General features: G+C 60.7%; 13 protein-coding genes. 9 read left to right on the top strand and 4 right to left on the bottom strand.

Annotation, left to right across the window (positions count from 1 at the left end):
* The first annotated feature begins 95 nt into the window (after positions 1 to 95).
* The 4 genes from DOM27_RS03325 (at position 96) to DOM27_RS03310 (ending at position 6,216) form a co-directional block, all read left to right on the top strand.
* Positions 96 to 1,097, top strand: coding sequence for a TRAP transporter substrate-binding protein (locus DOM27_RS03325; protein WP_110654611.1), 1,002 nt, complete (start codon positions 96 to 98; stop codon positions 1,095 to 1,097).
* A gap of 76 nt (positions 1,098 to 1,173) precedes the next feature.
* Positions 1,174 to 3,039, top strand: a complete 1,866-nt coding sequence (locus DOM27_RS03320) for a TRAP transporter large permease (RefSeq protein WP_188113671.1) — start codon at positions 1,174 to 1,176, stop codon at positions 3,037 to 3,039.
* Positions 3,040 to 3,161: 122 nt separating this feature from the next.
* Positions 3,162 to 4,265 (top strand): esterase-like activity of phytase family protein, encoded by a 1,104-nt coding sequence (locus tag DOM27_RS03315; protein ID WP_110654609.1) that lies wholly within the window; start codon positions 3,162 to 3,164, stop codon positions 4,263 to 4,265.
* 295 nt (positions 4,266 to 4,560) lie between these two features.
* Positions 4,561 to 6,216, top strand: coding sequence for an OFA family MFS transporter (locus tag DOM27_RS03310; RefSeq protein WP_110654608.1), 1,656 nt, complete (start codon positions 4,561 to 4,563; stop codon positions 6,214 to 6,216).
* A 126-nt stretch (positions 6,217 to 6,342) separates the two neighbouring features.
* On the opposite strand, the gene DOM27_RS03305 is transcribed toward DOM27_RS03310, so the two are convergent.
* The gene (locus DOM27_RS03305; protein WP_110654607.1) at positions 6,343 to 7,428 is read right to left on the bottom strand and encodes a substrate-binding domain-containing protein; all 1,086 of its coding nucleotides are present in this window, start codon (positions 7,426 to 7,428) and stop codon (positions 6,343 to 6,345) included.
* 166 nt (positions 7,429 to 7,594) lie between these two features.
* On the opposite strand from DOM27_RS03305, the gene DOM27_RS03300 reads away from it, so the two are divergent.
* Genes DOM27_RS03300 through DOM27_RS03285 form a run of 4 tightly spaced genes read left to right on the top strand, consistent with a single transcriptional unit; the run spans position 7,595 to position 12,915 of the window.
* Complete coding sequence (locus DOM27_RS03300) at positions 7,595 to 8,101, top strand: formate dehydrogenase subunit gamma (protein ID WP_110654606.1); 507 nt, start codon at positions 7,595 to 7,597, stop codon at positions 8,099 to 8,101.
* The gene (locus DOM27_RS03295) at positions 8,101 to 9,669 is read left to right on the top strand and encodes a formate dehydrogenase beta subunit (protein ID WP_110654924.1); all 1,569 of its coding nucleotides are present in this window, start codon (positions 8,101 to 8,103) and stop codon (positions 9,667 to 9,669) included. The genes DOM27_RS03300 and DOM27_RS03295 overlap by 1 nt, the downstream gene beginning before the upstream one ends.
* Positions 9,663 to 12,581, top strand: coding sequence for a formate dehydrogenase subunit alpha (gene fdhF / locus DOM27_RS03290; RefSeq protein ID WP_110654605.1), 2,919 nt, complete (start codon positions 9,663 to 9,665; stop codon positions 12,579 to 12,581). Before DOM27_RS03295 ends, fdhF begins: the two co-directional genes overlap by 7 nt.
* 40 nt (positions 12,582 to 12,621) lie before the next feature.
* Complete coding sequence (locus tag DOM27_RS03285) at positions 12,622 to 12,915, top strand: formate dehydrogenase subunit delta (protein WP_245392567.1); 294 nt, start codon at positions 12,622 to 12,624, stop codon at positions 12,913 to 12,915.
* A 139-nt stretch (positions 12,916 to 13,054) separates the two neighbouring features.
* On the opposite strand, the gene dnaJ is transcribed toward DOM27_RS03285, so the two are convergent.
* From dnaJ to grpE, 3 genes are all read right to left on the bottom strand, one after another.
* On the bottom strand, positions 13,055 to 14,200 hold the full coding sequence (dnaJ, locus tag DOM27_RS03280) for a molecular chaperone DnaJ (RefSeq protein WP_110654604.1): 1,146 nt from the start codon (positions 14,198 to 14,200) through the stop codon (positions 13,055 to 13,057).
* Between the two features lie 98 nt (positions 14,201 to 14,298).
* A complete protein-coding gene (gene dnaK / locus DOM27_RS03275; protein WP_110654603.1) occupies positions 14,299 to 16,236 on the bottom strand; it encodes a molecular chaperone DnaK in 1,938 nt (645 codons plus the stop codon).
* A gap of 155 nt (positions 16,237 to 16,391) precedes the next feature.
* Complete coding sequence (gene grpE, locus DOM27_RS03270; RefSeq protein WP_110654602.1) at positions 16,392 to 17,024, bottom strand: nucleotide exchange factor GrpE; 633 nt, start codon at positions 17,022 to 17,024, stop codon at positions 16,392 to 16,394.
* Between the two features lie 249 nt (positions 17,025 to 17,273).
* On the opposite strand from grpE, the gene recN reads away from it, so the two are divergent.
* Positions 17,274 to 18,947 carry a DNA repair protein RecN gene (gene recN, locus DOM27_RS03265; protein ID WP_110654601.1) on the top strand — a complete coding sequence of 558 codons (1,674 nt, stop codon included), beginning with the start codon at positions 17,274 to 17,276 and terminating at the stop codon, positions 18,945 to 18,947.
* The last annotated feature ends 78 nt before the right edge of the window (positions 18,948 to 19,025 follow it).

Genomic DNA, 19,025 nt, shown 5'->3' with positions numbered 1-19,025 from the left:
CAATTTCATAGGCACTAAAAATAAAAAACGACCTCATCGAACCAATGAACTAATCAAACCGAAACACCAGCGCCAAACCCCAAGAGGAACATGACATGACAACACGATCCTTTATTAAGCATGCCCCCCGCTTTGCCGCCGTGTCCTTAGGTGTCGCCATGGCACTGGGCAGCATTTCCGCCAGCGCAGCTCAGTACAATGCGAAACTGTCACTGGACGTTCCCGAGGGGAACACCAAGTACAAAGCCGCTCAGGAGTTTGCCGACCTCGTCCGTGAACGCACTGACGACAATGTGGATATTCAGCTATTCCCCAACAGCGTTCTGGGAGGGGAAACCGAGTCCGCAGAAGGCATCCGGCTGGGTTCCGTCCAAATGGGGATCATCACGAGCTCTGTGCTGTCATCCTGGGTGCCCGAGGTCCAGGTTCTGGACCTTCCCTATGTCATTACCGATGAAGCCAATGCTTCTGCACTGAGTGAGCCACTTACCGAAGCGCTTTCACCGAGCTTCGAAGATCAGGGCTTCCACCTGCTCGGCTTTACCGTCAACGGTGTACGGGAACTGATGAGCAGTTTTCCGATCCACTCCATTGACGATATCCAAGGTAAAAAGATGCGAGTCATCCAGAGCCCACTGCACGTAGACGCCTGGAGAGAGGCCGGCGCCAACCCGACGCCGGTTCCCGCGCCCGAAATCTATAATTCCATGCAAACCGGCGTCATCGATTTCTTTGACAACACGGCCACCAATTATCTGACCAATCGCTTCTACGAAGTCGCGCCTTACTATGTGAAGACCGACCATATTTATGCCATGGGAACTTGGGTCGTGGCGCAGAACTGGTGGAAGCGGCTGCCCGACAACTATCAGCAAGAAATCACCAAGGCTGCACTCGAGGTCCAGTCCCACGTTCCGGCAATGCGCAAGCAGGACGACGAGGCCGCGCTAGAAAAAACGGTAGCCGATGGGGCCACCATCATAGATATCGAAGACAAGACGCCCTGGATGGAGGCGATGGCACCCGTGCGGGAAAAGTATATCGATAAAATTCCCAATGGGCCTGAATTGGTCAAGCTGATCCGCAACGCCAAGTAAGCTTATGCGCCGCCCGAGTGTAGCCTGGGTGGCGCGTAAGTCATTGACGATCGATCCCCTTTTTGGAGGTGGCATAATGGCTGCCGATCAACCCGCTCTCTCCTCTGCAATATCGCTGCTCGATCGATCGGCGGTTCGACTGGAAAGCCTCGTTCGACTTTCCGTTTTCACAATCCTGGTGGCGATGTCCTGCGCAGTTCTCACAGGGGTCGTCGCCCGCTATGTTTTCAATAGCTCTTTTTCGTGGACCGAAGAGTTCGCGATCTGGTGCTTTACCTGGCTGATTTTCCTTGGCGCAGCATTAGGCGTGCGGCGCAGTCGTCATGTCGTGGCGGATCTGCTGCCTCTGGCGCGCCTGCCAATGGTACAAGCACTGCTCGAACCCGTGGCCACCACGCTTTTGGCGCTGACGTTGATCATGATGTACTCGGGCGGCATGCAGCTGACCGACATGGTCGGGGGCCTGAGCGCCAGTCTGCAATGGCCCAAGGCCATCAAATATGCCGTGATTCCCGCGTCGGCTCTCATTTCGCTGGGATTCCTATTGGTCCGCCGAGTCGATTCCCTCCAAGGCTGTTTACGCAACCTCTTGTGCGTTGGCGTCGCGTGGCTACTGTTCCAGTGGATCGACGCCGGCGGCCTCGCCTTTCTGGGCGGTTTTTCACCCAGTCTCGTCATGGTCGGGGCGTTCTTTCTGGCGATCGCTATCGGCGTTCCCGTAGCTTTCGCCCTGGTGCTGGCCGTCTTTATTGCCAGTTCCGCCTCCTTTATCCTGCCGCCACCCGCTGTCGTCCAGAATATGGTGACCGGCTCGACCAAATTCATTCTCCTGGCAATCCCCTTCTTTCTCTCGACCGGATATCTGTTGAACCTCGGCGGGCTCTCTGCTCGACTCATCGAGTTTGCCGTATCTCTCGTTGGACATTTTCGTGGTGGTCTTGCACACGTCAATATCCTCAACAGCCTGATGGTGGGTGGCATCTCGGGTTCGTCCAGCGCCGATGCCGCCAGCAGCACCAAAATCCTCGTTCCCGAAATGGTCAAACGCGGCTATTCACCGGCATTTTCCTGCGCCGTCAGCGCCTCATCGGCAATATTACCCAATGTCGTGCCGCCGGCTATTGCCATGCTGGTCTATGCCTCCGTCGCCAACGTCTCGGTGGCCAAACTGTTCACGGCAGGCGTTCTCCCGGCGATCTTGATCGCCTTGGCCCTGATGGGCGTTGCCTATGCCATTTCGGTTCGTCGCGACTATCAGTCCTCCAGCCAACACGCCCCATGGCTGACCGTGCGCAACAGCTTTCTCCGAGCGCTTCCCGTGTTGGTCATTACCGTCGGCGTATTGGGCGGAATTCGCTTCGGGATCATAACGGCCACCGAGGCAGGCGTCGTCGCCCTCTTCTGGACCTTCGTCCTGGGCAAGATGATCTTCAAGGAGTACGGCTGGAAGACGTTCTACCGTGCTTTCAGCGACTGTGCCATGGATGCAGCTCTGATCGGATTCATCATCGCGTCGTCGGTGCCTTTTGCCTGGGTGTTGATTGCCGAGCAGGTGCCTCAGGCGATCGTTGGCTGGGCCGGCGCGGCAGCGGAAGGGCCACTGGGACTCTTTTTCATTCTCATTCTCGTGCTGGTGGCTGCAGGCATGTTCCTGGACCTCACCCCGGCCATGCTGATCATCGCCCCGCTATTCCTGCCCATGATGATCAATGCCGGTATCGACCCCATCCAATTGGGCATCATCATGATCGTCACGTTGCAACTTGGTGGCGTCTCGCCGCCCGTAGGACTGCTGGTATTCATCACATCGCAGATCGCCAATGTGGCACCTTCAGCCGTTTTTCGCGCTGTCATACCCTTCATCCTGGCGACGATGTGCGTCGTGGTACTGCTTTGCGCCTTTCCTTCGCTAACCATCGGCCTATGGGACCTACTGGAATGAGTGGGTAACGGTCGAAGCCTACGTACGCTGCGCTGGTCCCCTCACGGGGCCAGTGGTAGTCATCAACCAGTCGGGGATTGTGGATATACTGGCTGGCAGTCACGTTCGAAGGAAAATCGCTCATGTCGCTGTCGTACCCCAGACTTGCCACATTCATCGCATGGCTGGGGCCGGTATTACTCGCCGGCTGCAGCGCCGTGCCTCAGCGAACGGCTCTTGCGCCTGGGGATCTGCTGGCCAGTACGCCAAACATCGACTGGTGCGGAACGCTGGCGCTGCCTGGGGAATGGCAGGATGGCACGCCGGTCGGCGGGCTGTCCGACCTCGGTTGGGACGATGACGAAGCGATGCTGTTCCTGATTTCCGATCGCGGCTGGCTGCATCGTGCCCGCTTGACCTTCAGCGGCAGCGGGGAATTGCGCGATTACGAGCCGCTGGACACCTACCCACTGCGCGGCGAGGACGGCGCCATTCTGGAAAGTGCCGACAGCGATGCCGAAGCGTTGACGCTCGAGAACGCCGACGACGACATTCGCGGCAATACGCAACTGGTGATCGGCTTCGAGGGCGCCGCGGCGGGTAAGGCGGAAAGTCATGCGGCGGGTGGCGACGTGGAAGGCATCGCCCGCTGGCAGCGTTTCCTGCCCTCGGGCATCGCCAGCGAGCCGCCGCATCGTCCGGCCGGCCTGTCGGGCGTCGAACCCAATGGCGGGCTGGAAGCTATTACCGCGCTTCCTGGGCATGGCCTCGTCGGCGGTATCGAAACCCCTCCCGGCGGGTGGCCCGACAAAATGACCCGGCTCTTCACGTTCGACGACCAACATGAGTGGCGCTACCCTTTGGCCGATAATGCCAATAGTGCGCTGACCGCGTTGGAAAACCTGGACGGCGACCTGCTGACCCTGGAGCGCGCCTACACCCCGCCGGCATCACTGGTGATTCGGTTACGCCGCGCCCATCTCAACGACGATGGCAGCATCGACATCAGCGAGTTGGCCAGGCTCTCCAACAGCGATGGCTGGTCTGTGGATAATTTCGAAGGTTTGACCCGAATCGGTGCTCACCGGTACCTGATGGTCAGCGACGATAATTTCAGCCTGATGCAACGCACGCTGTTGACCTGTTTTGCCGTGACCGACGTTGACTCGAGAGCGAGGCCCCTTGAGAGCACGGCCTTTGAAAACCCTGTCCTTGAAAACCCTGCCCCTGAAAACGTCGGCCCTTGAGAGCCTAGAACCTGGAGAACGATATCCCTCAGCCGTGCGGAGGATGTCGCCCCGGGGATAGTTGATGTCGCACATATGCACAGCGAAACATAATTATTTCCGCTAGTTGTCATTTTTTCTCTCTGATTCGATCCTGCCGACTGTCTCGTGAATATGGCGACACCCAAAAATAAGAATTCATATTCATAAGCTCAGCACTCAAGCCAGGCGTCGTTTCTGCCGATGTAGAGCACTCGGTGTCCTCTCGGTAGCACCGGCAGCGCCAACGACACGATAATCAAGAAGAGGGTTCAGGATGAGTGGGATCAATCAAGCCGCGCTGGAAACCGGCGGCAACAGCCAAGCGGGTTTTTTCTCCCGCGAGAGAACGGTTGCGGGACCCAATTTCAACCGCTGGCTGGTACCGACCGCAGCGCTGGCGATCCATCTGTGTATTGGCATGGCCTACGGCTTCTCGGTGTTCTGGCTCCCCATGAGCCAGGAAATCGTCAACGCCCCCGCCAGCTGCACGAATCTCGGCCTGTTCCAGGCCCTGACCACGACGAGCTGTAACTGGAGCGTTCCTCAGGTCACCTACATTTTCGGCATCTTCATTGCCATGCTCGGCGTCTCGGCGGCCATCTGGGGCGCCTGGCTCGAGCATGCGGGGCCGAGAAAAGCCGGCTGCATCGCGGCACTGTGCTGGGGTGGTGGCCTGATCGTCGGCGGCCTGGGCGTCATGAATCACCAACTGTGGCTGGTCTATCTGGGCTGCGGCGTCCTGGGCGGTATCGGCCAGGGTCTTGGCTATATCACACCGGTCTCGACCCTGATCAAGTGGTTCCCGGATCGTCGTGGTATGGCCACCGGCTTTGCCATCATGGGTTACGGTGGTGGCGCCATGGTCGGCGCACCGCTGGCCGTGCTGCTAATGAATCACTTTTCGGCGGACGGCGGTACCGGTGTCGCCAGAACGCTGATCACCATGGGCGTGATTTATGCCATCGTCATGGCTTGCGGTGCCATTGGCTTTCGCGTGCCGCCCAACGGCTGGAAACCCTCAGGCTGGACGGCGCCGAAGAACGCCAAGACCAACACCATGATCACCCAGGGTCATGTCCATCTGAATACGGCATGGAAGACCAAGCAGTTCTGGCTGATCTGGGGCGTGTTGTTCCTCAACGTGACCGCAGGGATCGCTGTGATCTCGATGGCCAGCCCGATGCTGCAGGATGTCTTCGGCGGCGCCCTGGTTGGCCTCGCGGATCGCTCCGCCTCTCTGAGCGAAGCGCAGCAAGCGGCGGTGGTCGCCGCGGCGGCAGGGTTGGTCGGCCTGATCAGCCTGTTCAACAGTGTCGGGCGCCTGTTCTGGGCATCGTTGTCGGACAAGATCGGCCGCAAGAACACCTACTTCTGCTTCTTCGTGATCGGCATCATCATGTACTGCCTGCTACCGATGTGGGGCCATCTGGGCATGGCGGGGCTGTTCGTGATCTCTATCTGCGTGATTCTCAGCATGTATGGCGGCGGCTTCGCCACGGTACCGGCATATCTGGCCGATATCTTCGGCACCCAGATGGTCGGCGCGATTCACGGGCGCCTACTCACCGCCTGGACCGCCGCAGGTCTGGTCGGCCCACTGGTCATCGCGGCCATTCGCCAGACGCAGCTCGATGCCGGCGTGGAACCCAGTCTCGTCTATGACCGCACGCTTTACATCATGGCGGGTCTGCTACTGCTGGGCCTGATCTGCAATCTGCTGATCAAGCCGGTCAAGCCGGAGCAGCAGATGAGCGATGAGGAGCTGGCTCACGAGCGTTCGCTGCAGAAGGAAGACGGTGTCGCCGCTAATGCCGAGACCGCGGCTCGCGGGCGCTTCGGTGCCGGCGGCGTTCTCGCCTGGCTCGGCGTGGGCATTCCGTTCCTGATCGGGCTCTACATCGCCCTGGCCAAGGCAGCGGCGCTTTTCTAAGCTGCCAATCTGTCTAAATCATCGGGCTGCCCAGGAGTCAACGAGCCCTAGCCATCAGCCTTGCCCCACGGCCGGACGCTNNAGCGTCCGGCCGTGGCGTTTCTGTTCCCTTTTCAGCCAAAGTTCTTATTCTCCGCCGGCCTGTCGATCCTCAGCCAGCAACGCTTCGAACGATTCCACCTCGCCGCAACGGTCCGACGCGTAGCCGCTCAGCGATTCGACTTCGGCCAGAAACTCCCGCGAGGCCATGAAGGCGAGGAGCTGCTGCACGTTGTCCTGCTTTAACCGATCCTCGTGGCAGATCAGCAGATAGTGCTCGGTGGAAAGCGGACGAAATTCGAGGCCGAACTGCGCCGCTGCCGCTTCCAAACCAAAACCGACATCGGCCATGCCGGCCGCGACATAGGCCGCCACCGCGGTATGCGTGAACTCTTCCTGGCCCGCACCGACAATCTGATCCTCGCCGATGCCATGCTCCGTCAATAACAGATTGAAGAGCACGCGCGTGCCCGAATGCTCGTCACGATTGATGAAGCGGACGTCGGCGCGGGTGAGATCGGCCAGCCCCTGGATTCGGTCTCGGTCCTCGCCACGCAGGATCAACCCCTGTCGGCGAGTGACGAATCGAATGACCTTGAGCTTCTGTCCCTCCAGCTGAGGCCGATAGACCTGCATCACCCGCTCGGCGAGCTGCGGACACGAGGGGACGTGGAAGCTGGCCAGGTCGCATTCGCCGCGGCCCAAGGCGTTCAGCGCTTCCAGCGGATTGCAGTAGCGCAGATCCAGCTCGCCGGGACATTCCGGAAGTAGCGCCACCGCATAACCATGGCTGGCGTGCAATCGCAGAACGGGATGAGCGCCCTCGAGCAATTGCTGCAATTGATGGTTGAGTTCGGAGGCCATGCTGTCGATCTGGGGCCCCAGGCGCGCCTTCACGCGTTGCTCTGACCACAGCAGCTTCTCGCCCAAGGGGGATAGTCGAGTGCCATGCCCCTTGCGCATATCCGCCAACGGCATGCCGAAGAACGCCTCCCCCCGATTGAGTAGATTCCAGGCATGTCGATAGGAGATGCCGGCGGCTTCCGCCGCACGTGTCAACTTGCCGGTCTCTCGCAGATTGGCAAGTAGCCGGAACAACACCGGGTCGAGCAGCTCGCCGTCATCACTGCGGAACAGCCAAGCTGGCGTGATGTTCAACTTTTTTCTAAGCATTTTCGTTCATATTTCTCGCGCCCCGCGGGAGTGCTAGTTTGGCGTTTAGCGGCACTCAACTTAAAACAGTTAAGAACAACGATTCCTATAAGACGATTGGCTGAGAGCTGGCGAGACCTGCAAAGTCGCCGGACGAAATCCAACTGCTTGATGAGACGACCAGGCCATGCCACACGCCAGCCCGCAGACCGCCGGCGCTTGGACGCCGGCACAGATTCAGGACGTGATCGACGCCCATAAATCGATGCCGGGCGCCATGCTGCCCACGCTTCATGCTATCCAGGATCGCTTCGGCCACATTCCCGAAGCGGCGATTCCGATCATCGCCGAATCGCTGCGCCATACTCGCGCCGACGTTCACGGCATCATCAGCTTCTACCACCATTTCCGTACCCGGCCGCCCGGGCGGAACGTCGTGCAGGTATGTCGAGCGGAGGCGTGTCAGGCACGAGGCTGTCGGCAACTGGAAAGTCACGTCAAAGCAGCACTGGGCGTGGACTATCACCACACCACGAACGATGGCGAGATCACGCTGGAGCCGGTCTACTGCCTGGGCAATTGCGCCTGCGGGCCGACGATGCGCGTCAACGACGACATCTACGGGCGCATGACCACGGCCAAGTTCGATCGTCTGGCCGAAGGGCTCACGGCCACCGTGGTGGAGGTGAAATGATGACGACGACTCTCTATGTTCCCCGTGACACCACTGCACTAGCGCTGGGGGCGGACACTGTCGCGGCGCGTCTCGAGCGGGCCGCACGTCAACGAGCAATAGATTTGCGCATCGTGCGCAACGGCTCCCGTGGCCTTTGCTGGCTGGAGCCGCTGGTAGAAGTCGAGACACCCGAAGGCCGTGTCGCATTCGGACCGGTCGAGCCCGAAGACGTCGATGCGCTGATCGAGGCTGGCCTGTTCGAGGGTCGGCAGGATCACCCGCTGTCGCTAGGGCTCACCGAATCAATCCCCTATCTCAAGGCCCAGCAGCGGTTGACGTTTTCGCGGATCGGCATCACCGATCCCGTCTCGCTCGAGGACTACACCGCGTTGCGTGGCTTCGAGGGTTTGAGGAATGCCCTCGCATTCGACTCGCAGACCATCATCGATGAGGTCAAAGCCTCCGGCCTGCGCGGCCGCGGCGGCGCCGCCTTCCCCACCGCGATCAAATGGCAGACGGTGCACGATCAACCTCAAGGCCAGAAATACATCGTCTGCAACGCCGACGAGGGCGACTCCGGCACCTTTGCCGATCGCCTGGTCATGGAGTGCGATCCATATCTGCTGATCGAAGGCATGGCCATCGCCGGCCTCGCCGTAGGCGCTACCCAAGGCTACGTCTACCTGCGTTCCGAGTACCCGGTGGCCCACGCCATCTTCGAAGAGGCGATCAGTCGGGCATATCGAGCCGACTATCTGGGAGACGATATTCTCGGCAGCGGCAGGGCGTTTCATCTCGAAGTCCGACTCGGTGCGGGAGCCTATATCTGCGGCGAGGAGACCTCGTTGCTGGAAAGCCTCGAGGGCAAGCGCGGGCTGGTGCGCGCCAAGCCACCCTTGCCGGCGATCGAAGGACTTTTCGGTCGCCCAACCGTGGTCAACAACGTGCTTTCCCTGGCCGCCGTGCCGTTCATTCTCGACCACGGCGGGCGAACCTACGCCGACTACGGCATGGGCAAGTCCCGTGGAACGCTGGCGCTGCAGCTGGCTGGAAACGTCGAGCGCGGCGGACTGGTGGAACTGGCGTTCGGCGTTACCCTGCGCGAGCTGATGGAAAATTTCGGCGGCGGCACGTCGAGCGGCCGACCATTGAAGGCGGTTCAGGTCGGCGGTCCACTCGGCGCCTATCTCCCCGAGAGCCAATGGGACAGCCCCATCGACTACGAAGGCTTCGCCGCCTTCGGGGGCGTCGTCGGTCATGGTGGTGTGGTGATGTTCGACGACAGCGCCGACATGGGCGATCAGGCACGCTTCGCCATGGAGTTCTGCAGCGTCGAATCCTGTGGCAAATGCACGCCGTGTCGAATCGGCGCCGTGCGTGGCGTGGAAGTGATCGACCGCATCCGCGCCGGTGAGCGCGCCGAGGAGAATCTCGTCCTGCTCGCCGATCTCTGCGAGACCATGGTCGATGGCTCGCTCTGCGCCATGGGCGGGATGACACCGTTCCCTGTTCAGAGCGTGATGAAGCACTTCCCCGATGACCTGACACCGCGGCAAGCCCGAACGGCGGGAGGTACGCCATGTTGAACCATTTCGATCCGAAACAGTTTTCCCCTAGCCAATCTACCCATCAACAGTTCGATCCTAGGCAGTTCGATCGCGACCTGGGAACCCCGGCGCGACTATCGGAAACTCAGATCGCCCTGAGCATCGACGGGGTCGACATCAGTGTACCGGAGGGCACGTCGGTGCTGCGTGCCGCGGCGCTCGCCGGCATTACCATTCCCAAGCTTTGCGCCTCCGACAATCTCGAAGCCTTCGGCTCGTGCCGTCTTTGCGCGGTAGAGATCGAGGGTCGGCGCGGCTATCCGGCGTCGTGCACCACGCCGGTTACCGAAGGCATGACGGTGACCACCCAGAATGGCAAGCTCGCCAAGCTGCGGCGTAACGTCATGGAGCTCTACATCTCCGATCATCCGCTGGACTGTTTGACCTGCCCCGCCAACGGCGACTGTGAGCTACAAGACATGGCCGGTGCCGTGGGCCTGCGCGAGGTTCGCTACGGCTTCGACGGCGCCAACCATCTGGATGCCGAGATCGATGATTCCAACCCGTATTTCAGCTTCGATCCCAGCAAGTGCATCGTCTGCTCGCGCTGCGTGCGGGCCTGCGACGAAGTGCAGGGCACCTTTGCCCTGACCATCGAAGGGCGCGGCTTCGACTCCAAGGTCGCCGCCAGTCAGAACGAGCCGTTCATGGATTCGGAGTGCGTTTCCTGTGGCGCCTGCGTACAGGCCTGCCCGACTTCGACACTGATGGAGAAAAGCGTCATCGACCAGGGCGTGCCGGAGCACAGCGTGGTCACCACCTGCGCCTATTGCGGCGTGGGCTGCTCGTTCGAGGCGCAGATGAAGGGCGACAAGCTGGTGCGCATGGTGCCCTACAAGGGTGGCGACGCCAACCACGGCCACTCCTGCGTCAAGGGGCGCTTCGCCTTCGGCTACGCCACCCACAAGGATCGCATTCACGAGCCGATGATCCGCGACAGCATCGACGAGCCCTGGCGTCCCGTCGCCTGGGAAGAAGCGATCGCCTTTGCGGCACGCCGTCTTAGAGAGACACAGTCGACCTATGGCCGCGAGAGCATCGGCGGCATCACTTCGTCGCGCTGCACCAACGAAGAGACCTATCTGGTTCAGAAGTTGATCCGCACCGCCTTCGGCAACAACAACACCGACACCTGTGCTCGGGTTTGCCATTCGCCCACCGGCTACGGACTCAAGACGACTCTGGGCGAATCAGCCGGCACCCAGACCTTCGATTCGGTGATGAAGGCCGACACCATTCTGGTGATCGGTGCCAACCCCACCGATGCCCACCCGGTGTTTGCCTCACAGATGAAGCGCCGACTGCGTCAGGGCGCCACGCTGATCGTCGCCGACCCGCGCCGGATCGACCTGCTCAAGACGCCCCATGGCGGCAAGAGCCTGCATCTGCCGCTCAAGCCCGGCACCAACGTGGCGCTGGTGAACGCGCTGGCACACGTAGTGGTGAGCGAAGGGCTGGAAGATACCGATTTCATCGCGCGGCGCTGCGATACCGAAGCCTACCGGCGCTGGCGTGACTTCATTCAGGAAGCGCACAACTCACCCGAAGCGTTGGAGGCGGTGACCGGTGTGCCTGCCACGCAGGTACGCGAGGCGGCACGCGTCTACGCCAGCGCCGCCAACGGGGCTATCTACTACGGCCTGGGGGTTACCGAGCACAGTCAGGGTTCGACCATGGTGATGGGTATCGCCAACCTGGCGATGGCGACCGGAAACATTGGCCGCGAGGGCATGGGGGTCAATCCCCTGCGCGGTCAGAACAACGTCCAGGGCTCCTGCGACATGGGCTCGTTCCCCCATGAGCTGCCGGGCTATCAGCATGTCGCGGATCCAGCAGTACGCCGCAAGTTCGAGGCCATCTGGCACACCACGATCGACGACGAGCCGGGACTGCGCATCCCCAACATGTTCGACGCGGCCATCGCCGGGACCTTCAAGGGGCTCTACGTACAGGGCGAAGATATCGCTCAGTCCGACCCCAACACTCAGCATGTGGAAGCCGCCCTGACCGCACTGGACTGTCTGATCGTGCAGGACATCTTCCTCAACGAGACGGCCAAGTATGCCCACGTGCTGCTACCCGGTTCCACGTTCCTGGAAAAAAACGGCACCTTTACCAACGCCGAGAGGCGCATCAACCGCGTGCGCAAGGTGATGGCGCCGGTTGCCGGCAAGGAGGACTGGGAGGTCACACAGGATCTGGCCAACGCGATGGGCTATCCGATGCACTACAACCATCCATCGGAAATCATGGACGAGATCGCCCAGTTGACGCCGACCTTCACCGGCGTCAGCTACGCCAAGCTCGAAGAAAGGGGCAGTATCCAGTGGCCGTGCAACGATACCTTCCCCGACGGCACGCCGACCATGCACGCGCTCGACTTTCCCATTGGCAAGGGCAACTTCGCCATCACCGACTACGTGGCGACGGAGGAACGCGCCAGCCGCCGTTATCCGCTGCTGCTGACGACCGGACGCATTCTCAGCCAGTACAACGTCGGCGCCCAGACCCGGCGCACCGATAACGTGGCCTGGCATGCGGAAGACATCCTGGAAATTCATCCTTCGGATGCGGAAGTCCGTGGTCTGCGCGATGGCGACTGGCTCGGCATCAGCAGCCGTGTCGGGCGCACCGTGTTGCGCTGTCGTGTCAGTGATCGCATGGCGCCGGGCGTCGTCTACACCACGTTCCACCATCCGGGCAGCGGTGCCAACGTCATCACCACCGACAACTCCGACTGGGCCACCAACTGTCCCGAGTACAAGGTGACGGCGGTGCAGGTGGAAAAAGTCTCTCAACCATCGTCCTGGCAACAGCATTTCCAGCGCTTCGACGAGCGTCAGCAGCACTATCTGGAGTCCGCCGAGGCAGCGACGGTCCCGCTCAAATGAGCGCGGCCGGCTTTTCTTTCGGCGTCAGGGAGAGCATGAGATGAGCCATTCGAGCATGGGTGATGGGGGGCATGGCGGATCCACGGCCCCGCTGATCAAGATGATCAATCAGATCGGCGCCAATAACCTTCACCACGGGAACGACGCGCAGGCGGCCGAACTGGTCGCGACGCATCTGAAGAAGTTCTGGGCGCGCAGCATGAAGCACCAGATCATCGACTACGCGAACACGGATGGTAGCGAACTAAGCCCCGTATCACGCCTCGCGATTGCGCGGCTGCAGACGATGTCGACCACGGTCAAGGACTGGGAGGAGACCTCCGACGCGGGCTAGCCGAGTTTTCGTTCTAACGGCCAAGTCATTCAGGATCGAGAAAAACACATCGAGAAAGTTGGCTTGAGAAGCTCGCTACACCCGGCAACAAAAAGGCGCCATTNNCGAATGGCGCCTTTTCATTCAACGAGATCGATACCTACGGCTTCATATCCTCGAAGAACCGCTTCACGCCGTCGAACCAGCCCTCTTTCTTGGGCGAGTGACGACTGGCGCTGCCCAGGCTGTCCTGAAACTTGCGCAGCAGATCTTTCTGCTCTTCATTGAGATTGACCGGCGTCTCGGTCATCACCTTGCAGAGCAGGTCACCGGCAGGACCGCCACGTACGGGCTTGACGCCCTTGCCACGTAGTCGGAACAGTTTGCCGGTCTGCGTCTCGGGCGGGATCTTGAGCTTGACTCGACCTTCCAGCGTCGGCACTTCGAGCTCGCCACCCAGCGCGGCATCGACGAAGTTGATCGGCACTTCGCAGTGCAGATGCCGGCCATCGCGCTCGAAGATCGGGTGCGCCTTGATCTCGACCTGGACGTAGAGGTCGCCCGCAGGACCACCGTTGAGCCCGGACTCGCCTTCGGCATTAAGCCGAATCCGATCGCCGGTATCGACACCCGCCGGAATCTTCACCGACAGTGTGCGCGTCTCGCGAACGCGGCCTTCACCGTGACACTTGCGGCAGGGTACCTTGATGCTCTGGCCGCTGCCGTGACAGGTCGGGCAGGTCTGCTGCACGGCGAAGAAGCCCTGCTGCATCCTGACCTGGCCCTGGCCGTGACAGGTCGGGCAGGTCTCCTTGCTGGAGCCCGGCTCGGCGCCGGTGGCATCGCAATGCTCGCACTCGACGTGACGCGGCACACGAATATCGACGGTGGTGCCGAATACCGCGTTCTCGAGATCGAGTTCGAGGTTGTAGCGCAGATCACTGCCACGCTGCGGTGCGTTCGGATTACGCCGGCCGCCGCCACCTCCAAAGATATCGCCGAACACGTCGCCGAAGATATCGCTGAAACCGCCTGCTCCGGCGCCGCCGAAACCACCGCCGCCAAAACCACCGGCCTGGCCGTCGACGCCGGCGTGACCGAACTGATCGTAGGCCGCGCGTTTATCGCCGTCTGAGAGCACCTCGTAGGCGTCGGAGACCTCACGGAATTTCTCCGCCGCCTGCTGGTCTTCCGGATTGCGGTCCGGATGGTACTTCTGTGCCAGCCGGCGATAGGCCTTCTTGATGTCCTTGCCGTCGGCGCCCTTGTCGACGCCTAATACTTCGTAATAGTCACGTTGGGACATTACTGAGTCCGCCTCCGTGTCGGCACCATGCAAACAGCAACGCGGGAGTCATATTGGCTCCCGCGCTACTGCCGATTACACGGCGTCAGACGTCGTGGTTATTGCTTTTTCTGATCGTCGTTGACTTCTTCGAACTCGGCGTCAACCACGTCATCCTCTTTCTTGCCGCTGGTCTGGGCGTCGTCAGCCTGCTGACCTTCTGCCTCGGCGCCTTCCCCCTGCTCGGCATACATCTTCTGAGCCAGATTGCCGGAGGCTTCGGTCAGCGCGTCGAGCTTGGCCTGAATGGCATCCTTGTCGTCGCCTTTGAGCGCTTCCTCGAGTTCGCTGATCGCGGTCTCGATCTTGCTCTTCTCTTCGGCGTCGACCTTGTCACCGGCTTCTTCGATCGTCTTGCGCGACGCGTGGATCATGCCGTCGGCCTGGTTGCGCAGCTGGACCAGCTCTTCGAACTTCTTGTCCTCGGCTTCGTGCGCTTCGGCATCCTTGACCATCTGGTCGATCTCTTCGTCCGAGAGACCGCTGGAGGACTTGATCACGATCGACTGTTCCTTGCCGGTCGCCTTGTCCTTGGCCGTGATGTTGAGGATACCGTTGGCATCCAGATCGAAAGCCACTTCGATCTGCGGGACGCCACGCGGTGCCGGCGGAATATCGGCCAGATCGAAACGACCCAGCGACTTGTTCTGGCCGGACTGCTTACGCTCACCCTGCAGCGCATGAATGGTCACGGCTGTCTGGTTGTCCTCGGCCGTAGAGAAGGTCTGCGTCTTCTTGGTCGGAATCGTGGTGTTCTTCTCGATCAGCGGAGTCATCACACCACCCAGCGTTTCGATACCCAGCGTCAGCGGCGTCACGTCGAGGAGCAGCACGTCTTTCACATCACCGCCGAGTACGCCGCCCTGAATCGCAGCACCCATGGCCACGGCTTCGTCGGGGTTGACGTCCTTGCGCGCTTCCTTGCCGAAGAACTCGGCAACCTTGCTCTGAACCATCGGCATGCGCGTCTGGCCACCGACCAGGATGACGTCCTGAATCTCGCTATTGGAGAGACCGGCGTCCTGCATGGCGGTCTTGCACGGACCGAGCGAACGGGCCACCAGATCTTCGACCAGAGATTCGAGCTTGGCGCGAGTCACCTTGATTGCCAGGTGCTTAGGACCGGTGTTGTCCGCCGTGATGTACGGCAGGTTGACTTCGGTCTGCTGTGCGGAAGAGAGCTCGATCTTGGCTTTCTCAGCGGCTTCCTTCAGACGCTGCATGGCGAGGCTGTCGCCGGACAGGTCGATACCGGAATCGCTCTTGAACTGCTGAACGAGGTAGTCGATCAGCTTGAGATCGAAATCTTCGCCGCCCAGGAAGGTATCACCGTTAGTCGCCAGCACTTCGAACTGCTTTTCGCCGTCGACGTCAGCAACTTCGATGATCGAGATATCGAACGTACCGCCACCCAGGTCGTAGACTGCGATGGTGCGATCACCGGTGGAGCGATCCATGCCATAGGCCAGCGCGGCAGCGGTCGGCTCGTTGATGATGCGCTTGACCTCGAGACCGGCAATACGGCCCGCGTCCTTGGTAGCCTGACGCTGAGAGTCGTTGAAGTATGCCGGTACGGTGATGACCGCTTCGGTCACTTCTTCGCCGAGATAGTCTTCGGCGGTCTTCTTCATCTTTTTCAACACTTCAGCGCTGACCTGCGGCGGCGCCAACTTGTTGTCGTTGACCTTGACCCAAGCATCGCCATTATCGGCTTCGACGATCTCGTAAGGCACCATTTTGATGTCTTTCTGGACGACGTCGTCCTTGAACTTGCGACCGACCAGACGCTTGATGGCGTAAAGCGTGTTGTTGGGGTTGGTGACCGCTTGACGCTTGGCCGCCTGACCGACCAGCGTTTCGCCGTCGTCGGTGTAAGCGATGATGGAAGGCGTCGTGCGGCCGCCTTCGGCGTTTTCGATCACACGGGTCTTGTCACCATCCAGTACGGCAACACAGGAGTTGGTCGTACCCAGGTCAATGCCAATGATGCGTCCCATAATTCCTCACCTCTAACTATTTCGTTGACGATTCAATTCGTTTTTGATGACGGCGCTTACCGCGCGTTTGACTGCTATGTGGGGGCTGGTCGGCGCCTTTCAAGTCCTATCGACGATTCAAATACATCGCCGGCCGAACTCAGCCCCACCAAGCATCAGCTGGCCGTCTTGCTGACCACGACCATGGCCGGGCGAACCAGGCGACCGTTCAGGGTGTAGCCTTTCTGCATGACGTCCATCACGGTATTGGGCTCAAGCTCAGGGTTGGGCACCATGGTCATTGCCTCGTGAAACTGCGGGTCGAAGGGCTCACCCTGCGGATCGAGCTGCTCGACACCAAACTTGCTCAGTGCATCGAGCTGCATCTTGAGGGTCATCGACACACCTTCTAGATGCGTGTTGTCGACCTCCTGCATGCTTTCCAACCCTTTCTCCAGGCTATCGACGACCGGAAGCAGCTCCTTGACGAACTTTTCGAGGGCAAACTTCTTGGCCTTGTCGGCGTCCTGTTCGGCGCGACGACGCGCGTTCTGCGCATCGGCGGCAGCGCGCATCGACTGATCCTTGGCCTCTGCCAGCTCCTGCTCGAGCTCTTCGACTCTGGCAGCCAGTACTTCGGCCTCGGGATTGGCTTCGCCCTCAGTGTCACCCGCCTCGTGTTCGAGCGAGTCCGCAACCTGTTCCAGGTCGCCATCCAGGACATCATCGGTGGCCTGCTGTTGCGGCTCACCGTCACGTTCGGCGCGCTCGATTTCTTCGTCTACGGGATTCTGCGGATCTCTAGCCATGAATCTCTCCTGACAAGGTGTTGTGACAGTTATTCGATAAACGTGATTCGACAATCGTCGGAGTTGTCTGCCTATATGGGGCTATCGATTCAGATCTCAAGCGCAGATAGCGCTTGGCCATCACGACATTCATTGAACGCGAATTTTGACTACTGTATAAACAAACAGATCAACAACACTGGTCGCCGTTTATCAGATCTCGATCGCTCACCAGATCGCGACTGGCCGCCATCGACACCGGGAGGCAGCATGCTGATTCAACTCGCCATTCGTGACTTCGCCATCGTCGACACGCTGGACCTGGAGTTTCACCACGGCATGACCGCCATCACCGGTGAGACCGGGGCCGGGAAATCGATTCTGCTGGGAGCGCTGGGGCTTTGCCTGGGCGAGCGAGCCGACGCGGGCGGCGTTCGCCACGGCGCCGAACGCGCCGACCTGAGCGCACGCTTCGACATCGCTGCGCGAGATGAGGCCCAGGCCTGGCTGAACGCCCGCGAACTCCCCTCGGACGACTGCCTTCTTCGACGCGTCGTTACCGCCAGCGGCCGCTCCAAAGCGTGGATCAATGGCCAGCCCTGCACCATTGCAGACCTTCGCGAGCTTGGCGAATGTCTGATCGACGTGCACAGCCAGCACGCCCATCAGGCCCTGCTCAACGAAGAGACGCATCGCCGCCTGCTCGATGATGCCGCCGGTCATCACCAGGCGATCGCCGAGCTTGGCGATCTGCATCGTCAATGGCACGCGCTGCGCCGGCAATATCGTGAGCGCAGCGAGAACGACGAAGAGCGCCAGGCCAAGCGCCAGTTGCTGCGCTATCAAGTGGAGGAGCTGGATCAGCTAGATCTGCAGGCGGACGAGCTGGAAAGCCTGGAGCAGGAACAGGAGACGCTGGCTCATGTCGAGGAGAGCCTGCAGGAAGCGCAGTTCGCGGCCGACAGCTGTGATCATGACGAGAACGGCGCGCTGACGCTGCTATTGCAGGCAACCACTCGGCTTGCCCGCGTTCCCGGAAGCGACCGCGGCAGTCTGGCGGAGGCGCTGGGCATGCTGAACGAGGCGCAGATTCAGCTCGAAGAGGCTGCCCGGGAGCTTCATCACTATGTGGAGTCCACCGAGCTCGACCCGCAACGTCTCTCCTGGGTCGATGAGCGGCTCAGCGAAATCCATCGCGTCGCACGCAAGCATCACGTCATGCCGGAAGAGCTGGCTGGTCTCCATCGTCAACTGACCGACGAACTGGGCGCGCTCGATAATGGCGATGACGATCTGGAGTCGATGCGTTCGCGCCTGGACGAATTGCGCCAGCACTACCGCGACGCGGCCAAGCGCATCAGCGACACGCGCCAGCGCACTGCCGGCGTCTTCGCCCAGCAGGTCCAGGAACAGCTGGCCTTCCTGGGTATGGATAAAGCACGCTTCGCGGTTGACGTCACGCCACTGGAAACACCACAGCCTCATGGCATGGATCGCGTCAGCCTGCAGATCAGTGCCAACCCGGGCCAGCCGCCAAAGCCGCTGACCAAAGTGGCTTCCGGCGGTGAACTGTCCCGCGTCAGCCTGGCGATTCAGGTGGTGGCCGCGAGCCATAGCACGCTGGCAACGCTGGTGTTCGACGAGGTCGATGTGGGCATTTCCGGGGCGACCGCCGAAATCGTCGGTCAACTGCTGCGCCGGCTGGGTAGCGACGCCCAGGTCATGACCGTCACTCACCTGCCGCAGGTCGCCGCTCAAGCCCATCAGCACTTGCATATCGAGAAGCGCTCCAGCGACAACGCCACCCACACGCAGATGTCACAGCTCGATGAAGCCGGACGGATCCGCGAGCTGGCTCGAATGCTGGGCGGCGTCAAACTTTCCAATCAGACGCTGGCCCACGCCCGCGAAATGCTGGCGGCCAGCCAGCGCTCGGCTCACTAGCCACTATTTCGCAGCTCGATTCCAACACACGGTCATACAATCTGGCGTTGCTCTCTCAATCCCGAATTGCTCGCGAAA

It is taken from the genome of Salinicola halimionae (genome assembly GCF_003206065.1).
In the GTDB taxonomy this organism is placed as follows: domain Bacteria; phylum Pseudomonadota; class Gammaproteobacteria; order Pseudomonadales; family Halomonadaceae; genus Salinicola; species Salinicola halimionae.
This window is presented reverse-complemented; position numbering and strand designations above follow the sequence as displayed.